The following is a 14,869-nucleotide window of genomic DNA, read 5'->3' as shown; positions in this document are numbered from 1 at the left end:
TCAACGACACACTCATCAACCGCGCCATCAGCGCACCGCCTGGGGGTAGTCGTCGTGTGTGCGGCCATCCAGCTCACGGCCAGCAGCTTTCTTCCCGACGCGGCGGATGGTGATGTCGTCGCCGCGGCTCATCGGCGCTGCGGTGGGTTTTCCGTTGACGAGCGGGCGGACCCGGCCATCACTGGCGAGGAACACGGCGGGCGCGTTATCCGCGTGCAGCAACATCCGTTCGGGCACCCATTCGCCCCACTGCTTGAACAGGAACGCGACACCAGCGGCGGCGCATTGGTCTCGGAGTGAGCGTGCCCAGTCGGGATGCATCGGCCTTGCGCCGGGGCCGCTCTCGCCGCCGACGATCACCCAGTCAAGCTGGCTACCCCAGAACGGTGAGCCCGCCTCGATCGGATCTGTGTGCAGGTCGATTGGCCCGAGAAGCGGTTCTGCTGAGACGAATCGCACAGCGGCCGGGGTGTCGAGCAGCACGGGGATGCGGGTGTCGGCCCACTGCTGGTTCTCGGCGCTGACCCCAACCCACACGTTGGGAAGCGGCCAGGTCATCGACCCGCTGTGGTGGTACACCTTGGCCTGGAAGCCGGTGTTGGACAACAGGTGCCGCATCCGGGCGTGACGCTTGGTCAGCAGCTGGAACGTGTGCTGGGGTGCCTGGGCCATCACGGCGAACACCCGGGCGATGTAGTCGTCGGGGACCGCCTGGTGGAACAGGTCGGACATGGAGTTGACGAAGATGCGGCGCGGCTTGCGCCATCGGAGCGGCTGGTCGAGTTTGTCGGGGCGTAGTTGGACGTCGAACCCGTTCTCGAAGTAGTGGCCGGGCGTGCCACGCCACCGTTCAGCGAATGTCTTGGCGTAGCAGTGATCACAGCCCGGCGACACTTCGGTGCATCCAGTGACCGGATTCCAGGTGTCGTCACACCACTCGATGGAACTGTTGCGGCTCACGCGAGTACCTCCGGGTTGACGTGGAATACGTGCGGGTAGGTGAACGGGTCACGCGCACCCGGCCCGACTTTGAACGGCCGGCCGCAACACGTCGCCTCTACCCTCACCCCGTCGATTTGGGCTGACATGTGGCTACGGGAAGCCCCGATGATGAACACATCATCGGGTGTGGCTCCAGGGATCGCGTGGGGCCACTGCCCGGCCAACAAACTGTGCGTGTTGCCTAACCGTTTGGGTTTGCCTCCCATGGCCAACGACTGCGCAACGGAGACGAGCCCGGAACAGTCAGCGGCGGTGAGAGACGCTGCGCCGCGCTGGTAGTGGCCGCCGGAGTCGCGGATCGTCGCCACAACCTCAGGCAGGGGCATCGCGGAGGCGGGGGCAGCAACCTTGATCCCGGCGGCAATCAACCAACCCAGCGCCAGAAGGGCGAGCAGGCGGCGGGTCATAGGCACTCCCCGGCGTGGATAGTGAAGCAGGTGCGGCAGACCTTCGTGAGGTCGTCGCGGTCATTGGGTAGCGATGGGACATCGCAGTTAACGTGCACCAGCTCGTCGTCGACATACTCGACCAGCTCGCCGGGTTCGATACGGTCGCCGTACGCGCACACGCCGGGGTACTTCGCTGCGAAGCTCATTCGTCCAGTCCCAACTGGTCGGCGATTTCACGGCGTTCACGCTCATCGTCGCGGCATTCGTTCATCCACTGCACCGCTGTCAGGCGGCGGCCTTGGACGTTGCCGATGAGGAAGTCATCACAGCGGTCTAGGTCAACGGTGCCGTGTCGAACCGCCTGAGTGAGTGATGCGTAGCGGCGGTGGTCGCTGTAGTAGCGGATGGCGTATCCACACTCGGGGCTGCCCTCGATCTGCGGTGTGATCACGATGTACTCGGCGCTCATTTGTTGCCCCACTCGGGAAGCCACAACAGGGCGGCGGGGAGGGTTACGGCCGCCGGGCTCACTCCGTCGCCAACGGCATACCAGTCGCGGCTCGATTCAGTCATCGCGATCTCACCTGCACCCAGCGGTCAAGGACTACTTGTTCAGCCGAATCACTGCGCGCTTGAATAGCTGAAATCGCGGCGATCACTGTGTCGGCCAACTCATCTAGAACGGCTTCCTCGGTTCGCCGACCTTCCCGCTGCTTGATTACTGCCCCGACTACCTCACCGGCTTCCTCGGCAACCTTGCATGCCTGCGTGAACGGCGTGCTGGTGGGCCAACGCTGCGTGACATGCGTCCAGATATCGGGGAACTCAAACCTCACCAGCTCCTCGACTGTTTCGATGGTGCGCTGCTGCCGTAACCGCTCAACCTCGGCGACGAGTTCGGGGACGAGAGAGCGGGCAAGCCACCAGGTGGCTCGGGTTCCGGCGTAGCGGTGAAGTCGGTTGACCTGGCAGTGGAGTCGGTGGGCGATGCGGTAGCGCAGGGGCCAACGGTCAGGCATTGTCGGCCTCCCGTGCTGAAAATTCCAGATTCGCCGTGGTGTGCCAGAGAGCATCGTCGTTATCGGGCCAGTAGACCTCGGTCAGCTGGCCATCGACCCCGCCTCCGACCTGAAGGACAGTCCCAGGACTGTGTTCACGGAAGCGATGAATGTGGCGCACCCTGTCGCCCACTTTCGGCTCGCTCACTTGTCGGCCTCCCGTGCAGCAGCCAACCAGCGGTCAGCCGCAAGGAGCGCGACGGCGAACGAAGCCGCGTCACCCTGCTCAATCGGCAGCGGAACACTCAGCGCGGCAATCCGCGCAGGAATATGGTTCTCGCTGGCGGGTTCGATGCGCAGATACCCGTCCCGGCGCTGCAACATCGGCACAGGGATGATCGGGTCGCCGTACTGATCCCGTTCGACGGCCGGGAGTTTCACATTTGCCCAACCAGCAGCCTCCAACGCGGCCAGGATGGTGGCAGCTTCGTGCGTCCATTCGTGGGCGGGCCAATCGGTGACGTCCCCGAGAACCCCGGCAATTACGTCTGCTGCTGACTGCTCACTCACCGTCCAACTCCTCGGTCGTATAAACCAACTTCGCGGTGTCACACGGCCATTCGTCGTAGTCGTGGCCGCAGACGCGGGTGCGCATCCGGCATTCCTCACCGGAGCAGCACATGTGGCCGCAATTGCCCCAGATCGGCTTGTGTAGTTCCCGTATCGGTTTGAGCGCCTCACGGGCAACTTCAGTGCGCACCCGCAGCGCAGTCGGCACGATCAATTTCATGCTGGACCAATCGTGACCGAACTGGGCGGCGAGTTGACGTTGCGCGGCTTCGACTGCTGGGTCACTCATCACGGCTCCAATCAGGGTGATGGATCAACAAAGCGGGCAATAGGATTTCGTCAGAGCAATGCCGATACCGGTCGCCGATAGCGACCCATGCGTTCGCCTGTACGCCCGTTCGCGGTTCGGATGCATACACCACCCCTGCGGTACGAATCACCGCCCCAGTGGGCAGCGCGTCGAGCTGCCCGGCTGTGGTGATGGTGCAGGCTTCACGCCAAACAGCAGCGACATGCACAGCCCACTCGGTGAACGAAATTGTCGGAGCGTCATCGTCATCCCGGCTACAGCTACACAAGTAGGTGTTTGGCGAGTAGACGTGTTGCTCGACTACCTGCGCGAGGGTTGGTTGTCGGTGCTCCACCATCACGACACCGCCTCGAACAACTCAAGCTGCCCCGACTCAGCCTCACGCCCATCGAGCCGCAACGCCTTAGCGAGCAGCACCTTCTCGTACGCCCGAATCCGCAGCCCGTCAGCCAAATGCTGGTTGTACTCACGCTTCGACGGGTGGTGTCGGCCCCCGTATAGCGGGTCGCCCTCGTGCGCCTTGAGACATTCCGCCTCACGTCCGCACAAACACCAGTCGTTGATTTGCCACGTGTGCTGGCTACGGTCCAACGCCAACTGCTCAAGCTGCGAACGCACCTCGGCGGGAATCGTTTTCGCGTACTTGTTGATCTGCGCGGCCGTCACCGTCACACGCGGCTCGTCGAACGCCGGGGAAACGATCTTGCCGCCCCGAGTCTCGAAGCTCACCATCCACTCCGGCGCACCCTGCACCGCCCGCACCCGGCTACTGCTCCAGCGGGACTGCATCAGATGATTCACGCCACCCGGCCCGATCAGCGCGTCGACGATCTGCCGGCCGCCCATCGTCATCAGCAGCCAGCGTTGCTCCACCGTCAAAGCCACGACTCCACCGCCAGCCGAGTTCATTCGCTTCCTACCTGTGATTCGATGGGTGCGCGGCGGTCGATCTCTTGGGCGTACGTTTGGGCCGACGTGAGCGTCTGGAACGGCTTGCCGTGCAGCGGAAGTGCCAGCATCGGCAGGTCGTCGTGGCCGACGCCTTGCAGCACCCACTCGTTGCCGACGCGTTGCACGCTGTAGAGGCCGCGCGCCCCCACCGCCGTCAACGTGCCGACCATGTGGTCGTGGCTCGACCAGTTCAGCATCAGCGAATCCGCTCCGTGTGATGCTCGACCCTGCCGCGGCCGCGGCCGTCGCGTTCCGCCTGCGGTGTCGGCCCGGTCCAGTAGGTGAACGTGACCGGTGCGGGTGCGATCGAGGCGATGAACGCCCGCGCTGCCCTGATTGCGCGCCAACGCTCGCGGTACATCTTCGACGTCAGCACGTTTTCGCCGTTGCCGCCACGAACCGTGTACCAGAAGTCGCCGCGCGGATTCTCCCGCTGGCTCACATAGATCGGCCGTCGTTTCAGTCCCATAGCGGCAGACCGCCTTTCGGATTCTTCGGTTGTTGGGATAGGTCGCGGACCATGCCGCTGACATGCGGTGCGATCGCGACGACGGTGCGCGGATCATCGCGGTCGAGGTCGAGCACACCGGACAGGCCGGTGCACTGGCAGTCGTCGACCCAGAGGACACCGTTGGCGGCGTCGCAAACGTGCTTCAAAAGGTTGTCGACGTCGACGCGTTGCTTCGTCGGCCGGAAGAACACGCACGCCAGCGCGACGTTGCCGGTGAACGGTTGCCGCACGGTCGCCCGTAGGTACACGCCGGTGGTTTGTTCGGCGCGTTTGTCGTCGGGGTTGTGGTAGGCGCGGCGCTGTTTCGGGTTGAACCGTGGCCGTGACTTGCTGTAGGGCACACCGGGAATCGTCAACGTGTACGTGCCCGAACCGGCCGCGCCGCCGAGAGCGGCGAGCAGTTCGATCACACGCTCCCGGTCAGCCGCAGTCGTGACGGGCCGCTGCCCCAACCCCGTCACCATCAGGCGGTACCCACCCGGTCGTAGGTAGCCTCGAAAATGGCTGGCTTACACGGGTAGAACTCACCCTGCACGCCCTTGATGATGTAGTCGCCGGGCCGAGCCACCATCACACCCTCAAGCGTTGGAATCAAGATATGCGGCCCAACCTGGTGGCATCCTGAGTGCGCTTGCTCGTCCGCGTTGCACATCATGTGGCTGGTGCCGCCGCACCATTCAGCGATGGCTACGCAAGTGTCGACGTAGTGGCCCACATCGAAGACGAGCTCCGAATCCGGGTCAAACCAGTTCGGCTTATCCCATTCCGGTAGCTGCCACGCCTCGATCTCGACGGGCTTCTTGCGGAACCGCCGCGGCGCGCTCATTCGGCACCAACCTCGGCGGCGGCGTCGGCGATCGTCTGCGCGACCGCGCCCGCGGGTTGTCGACAGTGACGGTGACACCGGACGCCTTCATCTCTGCGATCGCCTCACGCAGCTCGTCGACCGCGCCCGCAGGCGGCGTCAGGATCGGCTCGACCGAAGGTTCCTCCGACGCCTCACCCGGCAACGGCTTAATCGGATACGCCACCCCCAACCACGTATCACCGATCTGCACCAGATGCGCCTCAGTGAGCGGCTGCCGGAACAACCGGATCGGCTGCTTACGCCGCTTCGCCACCGCCACAAGCGGAGCCAACACATTCGCACCCCACTGCGTCAGCAGCGACGGTTCCGGCGGCTCCTTCGACTCCAACAGCCCCGACAATGCGCGGTGCACCATCGCGGTCGGAAACCGTGTTTCGGCGTGCGCATGGAACTGGAACTCAGTATCAGAGTCGAACAGCGCCGGCGTCTCCGACAACGTGACCGTCCATCCTGGGTGTTCACCTTCCGTCGGTTCTTCCGGAGGCGGCGCGGCCGTGGCATCAATGTCGACGGTGTGCTCGTCACCCTTGCGGCCCAACGATTTACAGATCGCCAGCACGGTCTTGGCGGACTCGACGGGCCACACGGTGGGGATCAGGTCACCATCAACCGGAATCCAGGTGTGCCCGATGGTGTATCGGTCGGTCGATGTGGCGACCAGCAGGTCGGTGTCGCCGGGCTCGGACTTGTACGGCGCGCGCTGGGTGGCGAAGTGGATACCGCCCACGATGTCGTCGGCGGTTTGCAACGCGTCGGTCAGCGTGTCGATGAGTTTCGATGTTGCGACGGTGATCGTCATGGCCCGGTTGGTTCCTTTCCGAGGGGTGGTGACCTACAGGCGGTCGCCTGTGGCGTAGCGGGTTTCGACGACCGGATAGCAGCCGTCGTATTCGTCGTCGACGATCCAGCTGTGGCACTGCGCCAACGCCGCGTCCGGTCAGCCGCGATCGGCGCATGCTCAGCGGCAGACGGCGACTCACTGGCCGGCGTCCTCGTTGAATATGGCGATGATCTGCTCGGCCTCGGCCATCGTCAGTTGCTTGTCGTTGGCGACTTCGCGGCCGATGCTGTTGGCGACGAAGGCTTTCCAGCTCGCGTCGTCGTGCTGCTCGGCGGCGCGTATCTGCGCGAGTGTCTTGAGCTCGTTACGCCCGGCGTACACCACGTCGGCGGGCGGGTCGGCCTGGTCACCAGAGTCAGATTGGACCTCGGCGCCCGACGACGGCTCAGCGCCCTCACTCTGGTCGTTACCGCCGTCTTGACCAGGCCCCGACTCGCCGCCCTCGATGGCCTGCTGGTCGCCGACCACTTCACCGTCGACGAACTCAGTCTGCGCATCCACCAACGGACCCACATCAGTTCGTGTCGAACCATCAAGGCTCACAGCGGTGTTGAACTCGGGCGACAGCGGCAGCCACTTCGCCAACTGCCGCACAGCGGTCTTCTTTGCCATCGCGTTCCAGTCCGTAGCCCACGGCCCATCCTTAGACGCCCTCGACCGCGCCCGGATCGCCTCGACCTCAGCCTTCGTCATCGTGACGAACGTCGTCGTGCCGTCCTTGAACTTCGCCACCGCATACACATCGGTCGGCTCACCGCGGTTGTTGCGGTCGACGATTTCGTGCTCGATGTCGCGGTTCAGGCCAAGCGTCACCTTGTATTTGTCGTTGCTGTAGACGATTTCGGCGTAGATGTCCGAAACCTGACCGGACTGGCGGGCCAGCTTGATCAGGCCCCTGTAGCCGGGGATGAACGTGCACACGTTGCCGTAGGGCACGAAGTACGCCTCACCCGTCGGACCCGGCTCCAACCCCAACTGCGACGCGGTCAGCAGCGCACCGAGGAACGACGCCGGCGAGCACTCGGCCAGCTTCGGCGTCGCGCGCACCACCGTCACCGCGATCCGCGCCATCCGCTCAGGCGTGACGTGTTTCGGCAACGCCTTCTCCAACTCCGGCGTCATATCGACGATGAGCTTGGCGAGCGTCTTCTGCTTCGGCGTCTGACGCACAACATCGGTGCTGGTCATTACTGATAGATCCCTTCCAACTCGGCGATAAGGTCGTGCGCCGCTTCCTCAGTCGCAGCGGACGCGATCTGGTGCTCCACCCAGCCCGGAAGACCAAGCGGCACAATCTCAGTGCTGTAGCCGGGCCACTGCCCGGACTCCACGCACTGCGCGTAGAGGTCGATCGCGCGACGGTTACGGCGCCGCCCCTCCTCACGCGCCAACTCGGTGTAGCGGGCCACCGTCACCAGGTACGGCGGTTCCTTCTCCACACCGACGAACACAAAGTCGGGGTCGTCGGCCAGCCCAGCCGCGACGAGCAGGTCGCGATACCAGGCGTCCTGCATGAAGTAGTTGAGTTTGAACCACCTACGGACCATCTCGGCCGGGTTCACGGTCGCGCTGGTTTTGACGTCGATGATCGTCACCCGGCCGTCGTCGGCGAAGTGCAGGCAGTCGGTGCGGCCGCGTAGCCGCACACCGGTTTCCGGGTCGGTCGCGTAGATCGCCTGCTCGACCAGATTGCGCGGGTGGGTAAGCAGCTCGCCGGCGATCGGGTGCGCGAGGACCGAGTCGGCCATCGCCTGCGCCTTGCCCATCTCGGCGGCGAAGTCATCGTTGGCGCCTGCGCCGACCAGCACCGGCACCTTACCGGCGGCGTGCGCGGCGTCGCGCTGCTCGCGGGCGGCTTTGGTGCGATAGTTGTCGGCGTCGATCTCCACGATGTCGACGCCCTTGCCGAGCACGATCAGGTGGAAGAAGCTGCCGAAGTCGTAGACCCGTTTCGGTGGTGGCGGGTTGTCCATCTGCTCGCGGAACTTCGCGGGGCAGGACGGTGGTAGCAGCAGCTTCGCCCCGCTGACGGACAGGGAGCCGCGGTCGGCGTGATAGGCGTGCTCGCCGATCCACCCGTAGATGCCGTCTTCGGTGGGGATGCCGTTGGCGTCGGTCTTGTCAGGCATTGCGGTCCTTGCGTGGTTCGTCGTCGCCGCAGTACCAGCACATGCCGCGGCGGTAGTCGTGCGGGCAGTCGGTGACGCGCTGGGTGCCGGTGACGACGCCGAGCGCGACGCCGTGCTCATGGCGGTCGCGTTGCGCGCGACTGGTGTTGTCGTCGCGGATGGTGTCGTTGTCGCAGCAGCGTGTGCACCCCGCCTTGTGCGGTGTCAGGTCGAGCGTCGAAACGGTCACCGCCGCACCCGCTCCCGCACGTCGCCGACCAACCAGGCCAGGACGATGATCGCGGCTGCGATGCCGGTAGCGGTCGGCCCGAACAGGTGCAGCGACAGCACGAACACGCCCACCGCCCACACCAGCCGGGTCACAGCGGCCTCCACCCGATCAGCCACGGCACACGGCGTTGGCACACCGGGCATTCCCAGTCGTTGAGGTGCTCATGGTGGTGGTCGCACACCACGAAAACACCGCCGCAGCATGGGGTGTTCGCCACCCACTTGGCGGGCTGGCGGCACTTGTGCGCCCAGATGTCGATGCGCCGGAACAGTTGTATCACCACGGTCACGTCGCAGCGCGGCGCGAACTCCAGCCCGTCGAGCGTGCTGCTGTCGGCGCCGGTGTCGACAGCAGGCAGGGTCGCGGTGCTCATGCGCCCACGCCTTTCGCGACCGGCAGGTCGCACACCCACGCGAACATGTCCTCGACACGGCGGTCCACCGGAATCGCGGCCAACGCGACCATCATCAACCGCTGTAACTCGTTGGCAGGCAACGCAGTCAGATACGTCCACACCACGGCGGGGTCTTCGTCCTGAACCTGCTGAGCCAGATCAGCGACCAGATGCGCGCGGGACACGTAGGCGGTGGGGGTTTCCCCGGTGATGGGTACGCGTTGGAAACTCATCGGGCACTGGTCGTAGGCGGCCTTGCGGCGGCGGCTGTGGAACTTAAACCGGTTGTTCTTCGTCGAAACCATCCGGCCGCAGTACGGGCAACTCTCGATGCTGGACGAGCTAGACATCACGCGCGTCACCACCAACCTTGTCGAGGTGCCGCCGAATGATTCGCATCCCGACGTGGCGCATGTAGCGGTCCATCGGCGCATACGGCACCACCGCCCGCCCCGACGGCGTGTCCACCACCCGCATGCTGGGCACCAAGTCCCGCACAGACAGCCGGAAACCGTTCTGCCGATGCGCACCCCGATACCACCAACGGCGTCGACGCGGCGGCACCATCAGCACACCGCCGCCCGGAACGTCTACCGCCACACCGCGCTCCGGCTCATGCAACCGGGCAGCCGCCAACGTCGCCGCGAAATCATCCGGCCCGAACACCATCACCGGCGCGTTCACCGCTCGACCCACTCACGCTCGACAGCCGCCCGGTTGAGCTGCTCACGCTGCGACTGCTCACGCTCGATAAGCTCACCCAAGTACGTCACCCACGACCGGGCAGCCGCCCCCGACTCCAACTCCGCAGCCAACACCGGATCACCCACCCCGACAGGGCTATGCACCGGCAACACCCGCCAATACGTGCCATCCTCGGCGCGGTAACGACGAAACTCGATGGCCAACGCCAGCGTCCCGAACTCGCCGACCGCGCGGATCTCGCCCAGCCCTGACTGATGGGTCGTCGTCTCAATCCTCATCCGAGCACCCCCGCGCACCCACCGGGGCCGGCCAGCGGCGGATTCGGTGTGCCGTCAGGGATGATGCAGCGCAGAGGCTGCCACCAGTAGCCGACCCGGAACGTGTTCAGGCGGGTGCCGTCCGGGAACGTTTTGCCCTCGCAATAGCCGCCCCACCCGCTGGCTGACAGGCCGGGCCCGTTGCCGGGGCACCAGAACGGCGGCTGCGGCACGTGCGGATCGGGAAGCGCATCAGCGTCAGCGGCCCACAACACGCCCGTACCGGCGAGCGTCGCGGCAGCAGCTGTGGCGGCGAGCACACGCCTGGCCTTGCGCACGTGCACACTCCGACCCGCCCAACGGGGCTGCCTTATCATCGTGTGTGACATCGGGATTTTCCTTTCCTCGACTGATTCCGGTGTCCTTGGGTCGCCGTCCGGTAGCGCGGGCGGCGACCCCTTACTTATGGGTTGGAGTCCGCGTTGGCTCCGCTGGCGAGCCGGTCGGCGAGCGCGCCCAACCGGTCAGCCAGCCGGGGGTCCATCGCGTGCTGATGCTTAGCGACGTAGGCGCGGATCACATCAGCAGCAGCAGCCAGATCGCCGCGCGTGGCGGCACATACGGGTCGGGGTGCCCGGCCGGGGGAGCGGGGGGACTCAGCCCCGGCCGGGCTGCCACCTGTGCTTGCGCCAGCTGCAGGTGACAAGCCTGGTTCGTGTACCTCTGTCTCGGCCTCGACCTCGCTGAGCCCTTCGGCCGCGTCGTGCGCGAACGCTGCCCGCGCCTGGCGGCGCGCGAGATCGCGACCACCGATGCACCGCAACGCCTGCCACGGCACGACCTGCCCAACATCGGCGAGCACGTAACCCAACGCCCGGCAGGCACCACGCAACGTCATCGCAGCCACCACTCATCGCGGTCCAGGTCGTCGGAAGCCTCGGCCTCCAAAGCGATTTCGTGGCCGCGCTCCTGCCGCGCCACCGCCGCATCAGCAAGCTCGGCCCGCAACCGCGCGCACTCAGCCCGCGCATCCGCAGCCTCAGCCGCGAAATGCGCCACCTCGTTCGTCAGGGCGTGCGTGTACGCCGACAAATGCCGCCACAACGACGCCATCGACACGATCTGCGCCCGCTGATCCTCGTCGGCCGCAGTGAGTAGGTATTTGTCGAGCAGCCGCGCCATATCGGCCAGCACCGACTTCGCATCCGGCGCAACACCATCGGAGCGGTTCGGGTCGGGCCCCGGTGAGTGACTACCGACCCGAACCGCACGTCCGTGGTGGCGGTCATGCTGCTGGCTCCGATACGTCCGAATCAGGCCAGGTGATGCGGCTGGACCGCTCCACAACCACTGACGCGCCGAACGATTCGATCAGGTCAGCGCGTTTCTTCGCCGTCGCCCGCGACGCATACACCTTGTTGGTCACCGGCCACACGAACTCGTCGGTGCCCATGATCTGCGTGTAGTTCCCGGTAGGACGCCAACCCGGTGGCCGCCACCCCGGCACCGGCTCCCAGATCGCGTCTTCGGGATGTTCCGGGTCAAACGGGCCGACCGGCTCGAAAGCACCATCGGGGTACCGCACAACGCGGACGCGATACAGGTAGTCGCCGGAGAACTTCACGCCGACCCCCGCAGTTCGCGCGGCAACTCCAACGAGCCGTGCTCAGCCACATGCCTGGTGATCCGCCGCCACGCATAATCCTGGCCGGCCGCGGTCAACTTGCCTGTCGCCCAGGCATGCCCGTTGCGGGCGGTGCCTTTGTCGGTGAACGCCAGACCGCGCTTGATCGCATCGCTGGTCGCGTGCGCGGTGTCAGTACGGTCACCGCGGATGAACAACCCGATTTGTCTGCGGTTGGTGCCGAAGCGGTAGGAGCACCCTCGGCGAGCGCGACGTAGCGGGCCGCGTCCTCGTCAACCGACCCGTCTTGCACGGTGGTCAACTCCCGGTCAGAGCGGGGGGCGCTCACGATAGGTGACGTCCGAGGACGGAAGTGGTGAACTTGGGCCCCGCCAGCTTGAGGCCCAGAAAAAGGGTTGGCTGGCGCGGCCGGCGGGTCAGGGGGGAGGAGCCGGTGGCCGGTCATCAACCACACCAGGTTGCATTGGGCGACCTGGGCGATCTGTTTGCAGATTGCTTCGTAGTCTTGTGGGCGCCGGCCGTGTAGCTCCCATTCCCTCCACGACTGCGGTTTGACGCCGCAGGCCAGCGCTGCTTCTTTCATGTTCCAGCGCTTGCCGTGGCGAATGAGCGCGAGTCGCACAGAGAAGTCCTCGGTATCCGGCACCCAGTCCATCTGAGTCGTCATGTTCACGACTATGCACAATGCGGGCAAATCGCGCAAGTCGTGCGCAGCAATTGTTATCTAGCGCGACACACGATTTCTAGTGCTTGACACGATCTATCGCCAGTGCCATCGTGTCTGCATGCCAGAAGTCGTGCTACTCACGACAACCCAAGTCGCAAAACGATTCAAAGTTGACAGCTCCGCTGTGCGCCGATGGGTTGCCGAAGGTCGATTGAAGCCCACCATCACCACACCCGGCGGGCACTACCGCTTCTCTGAAACCGACATCGACGCGTTCACCCAGCGCACCGAGGCCAGCGCATGACCGCCGAGCTGGTGCCGTTCACGTACGGCGATGCACCTATCCGCGTCGTGATGGTCAACGGCGAGCCGTGGTTCGCCGCCCCTGACGTCGCTAAGGCCCTCGGCTACCGCGATGCATGGAACCTGGTTCGCCGCCTCGACGAGGACGAGAAGGCTACTCACTCAGTGAGTACCCCCGGCGGGCCGCAGAACATCACGATCATCAGCGAGTCCGGCCTGTACGTGGCGGTCCTCGGCTCACAGGTGCCCGGTGCCCGTGACTTCAAGCGTTGGGTCACGCGGGTGGTGCTTCCGCAGATCCGCAAGACGGGCAGTTACGCCGCCGAGCTCGACTTGTCGGATCCGATCGCCGCTATCGAGGCGGCGCACGCACGCACCGGGCAGGCCATCGAGGTCGCGAAGGCTGAACGTGCCCGCGCCGAGCGGGCCGAGGCTGAGGCGAAGGCGCTCACCGCGGCGATTGAGCGGGACGCCCCGCTGGTGGCGAAAGCCGAGGCGCACACCGTCTCAGACTCGGCGGTGCACCGGCAGGAGTTCGCCCGCGAGGTCCAAACCTGGGGCCGCAAACAGGGCTTGGAGATCAAGCAGGCCGCGGTGTTCCGGTTCCTCGGGCACATCGAGTTGCTTCAATAGCCGCGTTATTGACCATCGGGTCAATATTCGGCTGGTTCCGCCGGTCGATCAAGACACGGTCGACCGAGACGGCGTCGCCGCCTAGCGGCCCGGCTGGCACGATTAAGTGCAACCTATTGAATTTATTTACGCCCGGAGACTGTTCCGCTGCCCCCAAGCTGTCGTGGCACGAACAGTTTTTCAAGGGGGAAGAACCATTGACCGCACTTCCGGGGGCGTACTACGGCGCGAACGTGTCATATCTCGACGAGCACTGCAGGTGGATGCTGCGCGCAGGCCGGGCACCCAGAACCGTCAAGGTCCGCAGGATGCACATGCAATACCTCGCCGACTATCTGCAACGTGACCCGTTCGATGCGACACAGCTCGAACTGGAACGCTGGCAGGACAGTTTGCCGCTGGAACAACTGCGATTCAAGACCGCCGTCATCCGCCCCTATTACGACTGGCTGCACAAGCGGGGACTGCGGCCAGACAATCCGGCGGCGCTGCTGGTGACACCCAAGGCCAAGCGCGGGCTGCCGCGCCCGATCGCGTTCGAGGCACTCGAGCGGGCGATCCGCACCGCGCCGCCCCGGATACAGGCGTGGCTGGTGCTCGCCGCCTACGGAGGGTTGCGGGCGAAGGAGATCGCGCACCTGGAACGCGGCTGTTTCGAGCCGATCCCAGGTGGGGGAGTGTTCATCCGGTTGACCCGCACGAAGGGGGAGAGGCCACGGTTTTCGGCGTTGCCGGGTTGGGCGTGGGAGTTGATCCAACCGGCGCTGGCCGCCGAGGGTGCGTGTTTTCGACGTGAGCGCGGGTCGGGGCCGGTGACACCGCAGCAGGTGTCGGCGCTCGCCAACGACTGGCTGCACAAGAGCGGCACCAGGTCGACGTTGCACACGCTGAGGCATTGGGCGGGCTCGTCGGGCATCGAAACGGAGGATATCCGGGTGGTGCAGGAGTTTCTTGGGCATGCGAGCCCGGCGACGACGGCGGTGTATACGGCGGTGCAGCCGCGGAGGATCGCTGCGATGGTGAGCACGTTCCGTCAGATCGACATGAGCGAGTCGGCTGCTTAGGTTTCCGCAACCCGACCGGAATTGCCGCGGACGTCAGTTTGTGGGCGTAGGATGCGTGCCCATGAGCGCAGGTGTTCAGATGATGCGCCTGCTAGCTGTTCTGGTGTTGGCCGTGGCCGCGGTGGGTGTCGGTACAGCAGCCCCGGCGGCGGCGGGGTGTCAGGTGCAGCCGTTCGTCACGTGGTGTGATGGGCCGATCCAGCCGGATGGGTCGTGGCAGCGGTGTTGGCAGAACCCGCCGTCGATTGTGAACAACGGGGCGGGCGGCGGCATCGTGATCAACGGCGGCCAGCAGTGCAACACGGTGTTGCCGGGGCAGCCGCTCGACGGGTGGGGTCAGCCGCCCCACTACATCCCGTAA

31 protein-coding genes are annotated in these 14,869 nt (G+C 65.4%); 4 read left to right on the top strand and 27 right to left on the bottom strand.

What is annotated here, in order from left to right; genetic code table 11:
* Positions 1–27 precede the first annotated feature (27 nt).
* From G6N28_RS00385 to G6N28_RS00255, 27 genes are all read right to left on the bottom strand, one after another.
* Positions 28–960 (bottom strand): DUF5131 family protein, encoded by a 933-nt coding sequence (locus tag G6N28_RS00385; RefSeq protein ID WP_163896530.1) that lies wholly within the window; start codon positions 958–960, stop codon positions 28–30.
* The gene (locus G6N28_RS00380) at positions 957–1,409 is read right to left on the bottom strand and encodes a hypothetical protein (protein WP_163896529.1); all 453 of its coding nucleotides are present in this window, start codon (positions 1,407–1,409) and stop codon (positions 957–959) included. The genes G6N28_RS00385 and G6N28_RS00380 overlap by 4 nt, the downstream gene beginning before the upstream one ends.
* Complete coding sequence (locus G6N28_RS00375; protein WP_163896528.1) at positions 1,406–1,597, bottom strand: hypothetical protein; 192 nt, start codon at positions 1,595–1,597, stop codon at positions 1,406–1,408. Before G6N28_RS00375 ends, G6N28_RS00380 begins: the two co-directional genes overlap by 4 nt.
* Positions 1,594–1,860 carry a hypothetical protein gene (locus G6N28_RS00370; RefSeq protein ID WP_163896527.1) on the bottom strand — a complete coding sequence of 89 codons (267 nt, stop codon included), beginning with the start codon at positions 1,858–1,860 and terminating at the stop codon, positions 1,594–1,596. Before G6N28_RS00370 ends, G6N28_RS00375 begins: the two co-directional genes overlap by 4 nt.
* 100 nt (positions 1,861–1,960) lie before the next feature.
* On the bottom strand, positions 1,961–2,410 hold the full coding sequence (locus G6N28_RS00365; protein WP_163896461.1) for a nucleoside triphosphate pyrophosphohydrolase family protein: 450 nt from the start codon (positions 2,408–2,410) through the stop codon (positions 1,961–1,963).
* Positions 2,403–2,597 (bottom strand): hypothetical protein, encoded by a 195-nt coding sequence (locus tag G6N28_RS00360; protein ID WP_163896526.1) that lies wholly within the window; start codon positions 2,595–2,597, stop codon positions 2,403–2,405. Before G6N28_RS00360 ends, G6N28_RS00365 begins: the two co-directional genes overlap by 8 nt.
* Positions 2,594–2,959 carry a hypothetical protein gene (locus tag G6N28_RS00355; protein WP_163896525.1) on the bottom strand — a complete coding sequence of 122 codons (366 nt, stop codon included), beginning with the start codon at positions 2,957–2,959 and terminating at the stop codon, positions 2,594–2,596. Before G6N28_RS00355 ends, G6N28_RS00360 begins: the two co-directional genes overlap by 4 nt.
* On the bottom strand, positions 2,952–3,248 hold the full coding sequence (locus tag G6N28_RS00350) for a hypothetical protein (protein ID WP_163896524.1): 297 nt from the start codon (positions 3,246–3,248) through the stop codon (positions 2,952–2,954). Before G6N28_RS00350 ends, G6N28_RS00355 begins: the two co-directional genes overlap by 8 nt.
* 357 nt (positions 3,249–3,605) lie before the next feature.
* Entirely contained in the window at positions 3,606–4,154 is a 549-nt protein-coding gene (locus G6N28_RS00345) for a hypothetical protein (protein WP_163896523.1), read from the bottom strand.
* A 20-nt stretch (positions 4,155–4,174) separates the two neighbouring features.
* On the bottom strand, positions 4,175–4,417 hold the full coding sequence (locus G6N28_RS00340; protein ID WP_163896522.1) for a hypothetical protein: 243 nt from the start codon (positions 4,415–4,417) through the stop codon (positions 4,175–4,177).
* On the bottom strand, positions 4,417–4,689 hold the full coding sequence (locus G6N28_RS00335) for a hypothetical protein (protein WP_163896521.1): 273 nt from the start codon (positions 4,687–4,689) through the stop codon (positions 4,417–4,419). The genes G6N28_RS00340 and G6N28_RS00335 overlap by 1 nt, the downstream gene beginning before the upstream one ends.
* On the bottom strand, positions 4,680–5,195 hold the full coding sequence (locus tag G6N28_RS00330) for a RusA family crossover junction endodeoxyribonuclease (RefSeq protein ID WP_163896520.1): 516 nt from the start codon (positions 5,193–5,195) through the stop codon (positions 4,680–4,682). The genes G6N28_RS00335 and G6N28_RS00330 overlap by 10 nt, the downstream gene beginning before the upstream one ends.
* Positions 5,195–5,557 (bottom strand): hypothetical protein, encoded by a 363-nt coding sequence (locus G6N28_RS00325; RefSeq protein WP_163896460.1) that lies wholly within the window; start codon positions 5,555–5,557, stop codon positions 5,195–5,197. The genes G6N28_RS00330 and G6N28_RS00325 overlap by 1 nt, the downstream gene beginning before the upstream one ends.
* On the bottom strand, positions 5,487–6,398 hold the full coding sequence (locus tag G6N28_RS00320) for a DNA translocase FtsK (protein ID WP_163896519.1): 912 nt from the start codon (positions 6,396–6,398) through the stop codon (positions 5,487–5,489). The genes G6N28_RS00325 and G6N28_RS00320 overlap by 71 nt, the downstream gene beginning before the upstream one ends.
* 177 nt (positions 6,399–6,575) lie before the next feature.
* Positions 6,576–7,628 carry a phage-derived integrase/recombinase RecT gene (locus tag G6N28_RS00315; protein ID WP_163896518.1) on the bottom strand — a complete coding sequence of 351 codons (1,053 nt, stop codon included), beginning with the start codon at positions 7,626–7,628 and terminating at the stop codon, positions 6,576–6,578.
* On the bottom strand, positions 7,628–8,569 hold the full coding sequence (locus tag G6N28_RS00310) for a PD-(D/E)XK nuclease-like domain-containing protein (RefSeq protein ID WP_163896517.1): 942 nt from the start codon (positions 8,567–8,569) through the stop codon (positions 7,628–7,630). Before G6N28_RS00310 ends, G6N28_RS00315 begins: the two co-directional genes overlap by 1 nt.
* On the bottom strand, positions 8,562–8,798 hold the full coding sequence (locus G6N28_RS00305) for a hypothetical protein (RefSeq protein ID WP_163896516.1): 237 nt from the start codon (positions 8,796–8,798) through the stop codon (positions 8,562–8,564). Before G6N28_RS00305 ends, G6N28_RS00310 begins: the two co-directional genes overlap by 8 nt.
* Positions 8,795–8,932, bottom strand: coding sequence for a hypothetical protein (locus G6N28_RS00300; RefSeq protein WP_163896515.1), 138 nt, complete (start codon positions 8,930–8,932; stop codon positions 8,795–8,797). Before G6N28_RS00300 ends, G6N28_RS00305 begins: the two co-directional genes overlap by 4 nt.
* Positions 8,929–9,213, bottom strand: coding sequence for a hypothetical protein (locus G6N28_RS00295; protein WP_163896514.1), 285 nt, complete (start codon positions 9,211–9,213; stop codon positions 8,929–8,931). Before G6N28_RS00295 ends, G6N28_RS00300 begins: the two co-directional genes overlap by 4 nt.
* The gene (locus tag G6N28_RS00290; protein ID WP_163896513.1) at positions 9,210–9,584 is read right to left on the bottom strand and encodes a DUF7368 family protein; all 375 of its coding nucleotides are present in this window, start codon (positions 9,582–9,584) and stop codon (positions 9,210–9,212) included. The genes G6N28_RS00295 and G6N28_RS00290 overlap by 4 nt, the downstream gene beginning before the upstream one ends.
* Positions 9,577–9,918, bottom strand: coding sequence for a hypothetical protein (locus G6N28_RS26800; protein WP_179961993.1), 342 nt, complete (start codon positions 9,916–9,918; stop codon positions 9,577–9,579). The genes G6N28_RS00290 and G6N28_RS26800 overlap by 8 nt, the downstream gene beginning before the upstream one ends.
* Positions 9,915–10,217 (bottom strand): DUF7214 domain-containing protein, encoded by a 303-nt coding sequence (locus G6N28_RS00280; RefSeq protein WP_163896512.1) that lies wholly within the window; start codon positions 10,215–10,217, stop codon positions 9,915–9,917. The genes G6N28_RS26800 and G6N28_RS00280 overlap by 4 nt, the downstream gene beginning before the upstream one ends.
* A complete protein-coding gene (locus G6N28_RS00275) occupies positions 10,214–10,534 on the bottom strand; it encodes a hypothetical protein (protein ID WP_235674422.1) in 321 nt (106 codons plus the stop codon). The genes G6N28_RS00280 and G6N28_RS00275 overlap by 4 nt, the downstream gene beginning before the upstream one ends.
* 125 nt (positions 10,535–10,659) lie before the next feature.
* Positions 10,660–11,094 carry a hypothetical protein gene (locus G6N28_RS00270; RefSeq protein ID WP_163896511.1) on the bottom strand — a complete coding sequence of 145 codons (435 nt, stop codon included), beginning with the start codon at positions 11,092–11,094 and terminating at the stop codon, positions 10,660–10,662.
* On the bottom strand, positions 11,091–11,378 hold the full coding sequence (locus tag G6N28_RS00265) for a hypothetical protein (RefSeq protein WP_163896510.1): 288 nt from the start codon (positions 11,376–11,378) through the stop codon (positions 11,091–11,093). The genes G6N28_RS00270 and G6N28_RS00265 overlap by 4 nt, the downstream gene beginning before the upstream one ends.
* Before the next feature lie 103 nt (positions 11,379–11,481).
* Complete coding sequence (locus G6N28_RS00260) at positions 11,482–11,820, bottom strand: hypothetical protein (RefSeq protein ID WP_163896509.1); 339 nt, start codon at positions 11,818–11,820, stop codon at positions 11,482–11,484.
* Positions 11,817–12,038, bottom strand: coding sequence for a hypothetical protein (locus tag G6N28_RS00255; protein WP_197745769.1), 222 nt, complete (start codon positions 12,036–12,038; stop codon positions 11,817–11,819). The genes G6N28_RS00260 and G6N28_RS00255 overlap by 4 nt, the downstream gene beginning before the upstream one ends.
* Before the next feature lie 588 nt (positions 12,039–12,626).
* Between G6N28_RS00255 and G6N28_RS00250 the strand changes: the two genes are divergently transcribed.
* From G6N28_RS00250 to G6N28_RS00235, 4 genes are all read left to right on the top strand, one after another.
* Positions 12,627–12,812: a MerR family transcriptional regulator gene (locus G6N28_RS00250; RefSeq protein WP_163896508.1), complete on the top strand. Its 186-nt coding sequence runs from the start codon at positions 12,627–12,629 to the stop codon at positions 12,810–12,812.
* Positions 12,809–13,444 (top strand): BRO-N domain-containing protein, encoded by a 636-nt coding sequence (locus G6N28_RS00245; protein WP_163896507.1) that lies wholly within the window; start codon positions 12,809–12,811, stop codon positions 13,442–13,444. The genes G6N28_RS00250 and G6N28_RS00245 overlap by 4 nt, the downstream gene beginning before the upstream one ends.
* Positions 13,445–13,641: 197 nt before the next feature.
* Positions 13,642–14,508, top strand: coding sequence for a tyrosine-type recombinase/integrase (locus tag G6N28_RS00240; protein WP_235674421.1), 867 nt, complete (start codon positions 13,642–13,644; stop codon positions 14,506–14,508).
* Between the two features lie 61 nt (positions 14,509–14,569).
* Positions 14,570–14,869, top strand: coding sequence for a CDGP domain-containing protein (locus G6N28_RS00235; RefSeq protein ID WP_163896506.1), 300 nt, complete (start codon positions 14,570–14,572; stop codon positions 14,867–14,869).

It is taken from the genome of Mycolicibacterium pulveris (genome assembly GCF_010725725.1).
GTDB lineage: Bacteria > Actinomycetota > Actinomycetes > Mycobacteriales > Mycobacteriaceae > Mycobacterium > Mycobacterium pulveris.
This window is presented reverse-complemented; position numbering and strand designations above follow the sequence as displayed.

What these genes read in the sequence shown, in the direction of transcription:
- G6N28_RS00380 (WP_163896529.1), bottom strand. Translation starts at nt 1,409, where the DNA reads ATGACCCGCCGCCTGCTCGCCCTTCTGGCGCTGGGTTGGTTGATTGCC.
- G6N28_RS00375 (WP_163896528.1), bottom strand. Translation starts at nt 1,597, where the DNA reads ATGAGCTTCGCAGCGAAGTACCCCGGCGTGTGCGCGTACGGCGACCGT.
- G6N28_RS00370 (WP_163896527.1), bottom strand. Translation starts at nt 1,860, where the DNA reads ATGAGCGCCGAGTACATCGTGATCACACCGCAGATCGAGGGCAGCCCC.
- G6N28_RS00365 (WP_163896461.1), bottom strand. Translation starts at nt 2,410, where the DNA reads ATGCCTGACCGTTGGCCCCTGCGCTACCGCATCGCCCACCGACTCCAC.
- G6N28_RS00350 (WP_163896524.1), bottom strand. Translation starts at nt 3,248, where the DNA reads ATGAGTGACCCAGCAGTCGAAGCCGCGCAACGTCAACTCGCCGCCCAG.
- G6N28_RS00340 (WP_163896522.1), bottom strand. Translation starts at nt 4,417, where the DNA reads ATGCTGAACTGGTCGAGCCACGACCACATGGTCGGCACGTTGACGGCG.
- G6N28_RS00335 (WP_163896521.1), bottom strand. Translation starts at nt 4,689, where the DNA reads ATGGGACTGAAACGACGGCCGATCTATGTGAGCCAGCGGGAGAATCCG.
- G6N28_RS00330 (WP_163896520.1), bottom strand. Translation starts at nt 5,195, where the DNA reads ATGGTGACGGGGTTGGGGCAGCGGCCCGTCACGACTGCGGCTGACCGG.
- G6N28_RS00325 (WP_163896460.1), bottom strand. Translation starts at nt 5,557, where the DNA reads ATGAGCGCGCCGCGGCGGTTCCGCAAGAAGCCCGTCGAGATCGAGGCG.
- G6N28_RS00320 (WP_163896519.1), bottom strand. Translation starts at nt 6,398, where the DNA reads ATGACGATCACCGTCGCAACATCGAAACTCATCGACACGCTGACCGAC.
- G6N28_RS00315 (WP_163896518.1), bottom strand. Translation starts at nt 7,628, where the DNA reads ATGACCAGCACCGATGTTGTGCGTCAGACGCCGAAGCAGAAGACGCTC.
- G6N28_RS00310 (WP_163896517.1), bottom strand. Translation starts at nt 8,569, where the DNA reads ATGCCTGACAAGACCGACGCCAACGGCATCCCCACCGAAGACGGCATC.
- G6N28_RS00295 (WP_163896514.1), bottom strand. Translation starts at nt 9,213, where the DNA reads ATGAGCACCGCGACCCTGCCTGCTGTCGACACCGGCGCCGACAGCAGC.
- G6N28_RS00290 (WP_163896513.1), bottom strand. Translation starts at nt 9,584, where the DNA reads ATGTCTAGCTCGTCCAGCATCGAGAGTTGCCCGTACTGCGGCCGGATG.
- G6N28_RS00280 (WP_163896512.1), bottom strand. Translation starts at nt 10,217, where the DNA reads ATGAGGATTGAGACGACGACCCATCAGTCAGGGCTGGGCGAGATCCGC.
- G6N28_RS00270 (WP_163896511.1), bottom strand. Translation starts at nt 11,094, where the DNA reads ATGACGTTGCGTGGTGCCTGCCGGGCGTTGGGTTACGTGCTCGCCGAT.
- G6N28_RS00265 (WP_163896510.1), bottom strand. Translation starts at nt 11,378, where the DNA reads ATGGCGCGGCTGCTCGACAAATACCTACTCACTGCGGCCGACGAGGAT.
- G6N28_RS00250 (WP_163896508.1), top strand. Translation starts at nt 12,627, where the DNA reads ATGCCAGAAGTCGTGCTACTCACGACAACCCAAGTCGCAAAACGATTC.
- G6N28_RS00245 (WP_163896507.1), top strand. Translation starts at nt 12,809, where the DNA reads ATGACCGCCGAGCTGGTGCCGTTCACGTACGGCGATGCACCTATCCGC.
- G6N28_RS00235 (WP_163896506.1), top strand. Translation starts at nt 14,570, where the DNA reads ATGAGCGCAGGTGTTCAGATGATGCGCCTGCTAGCTGTTCTGGTGTTG.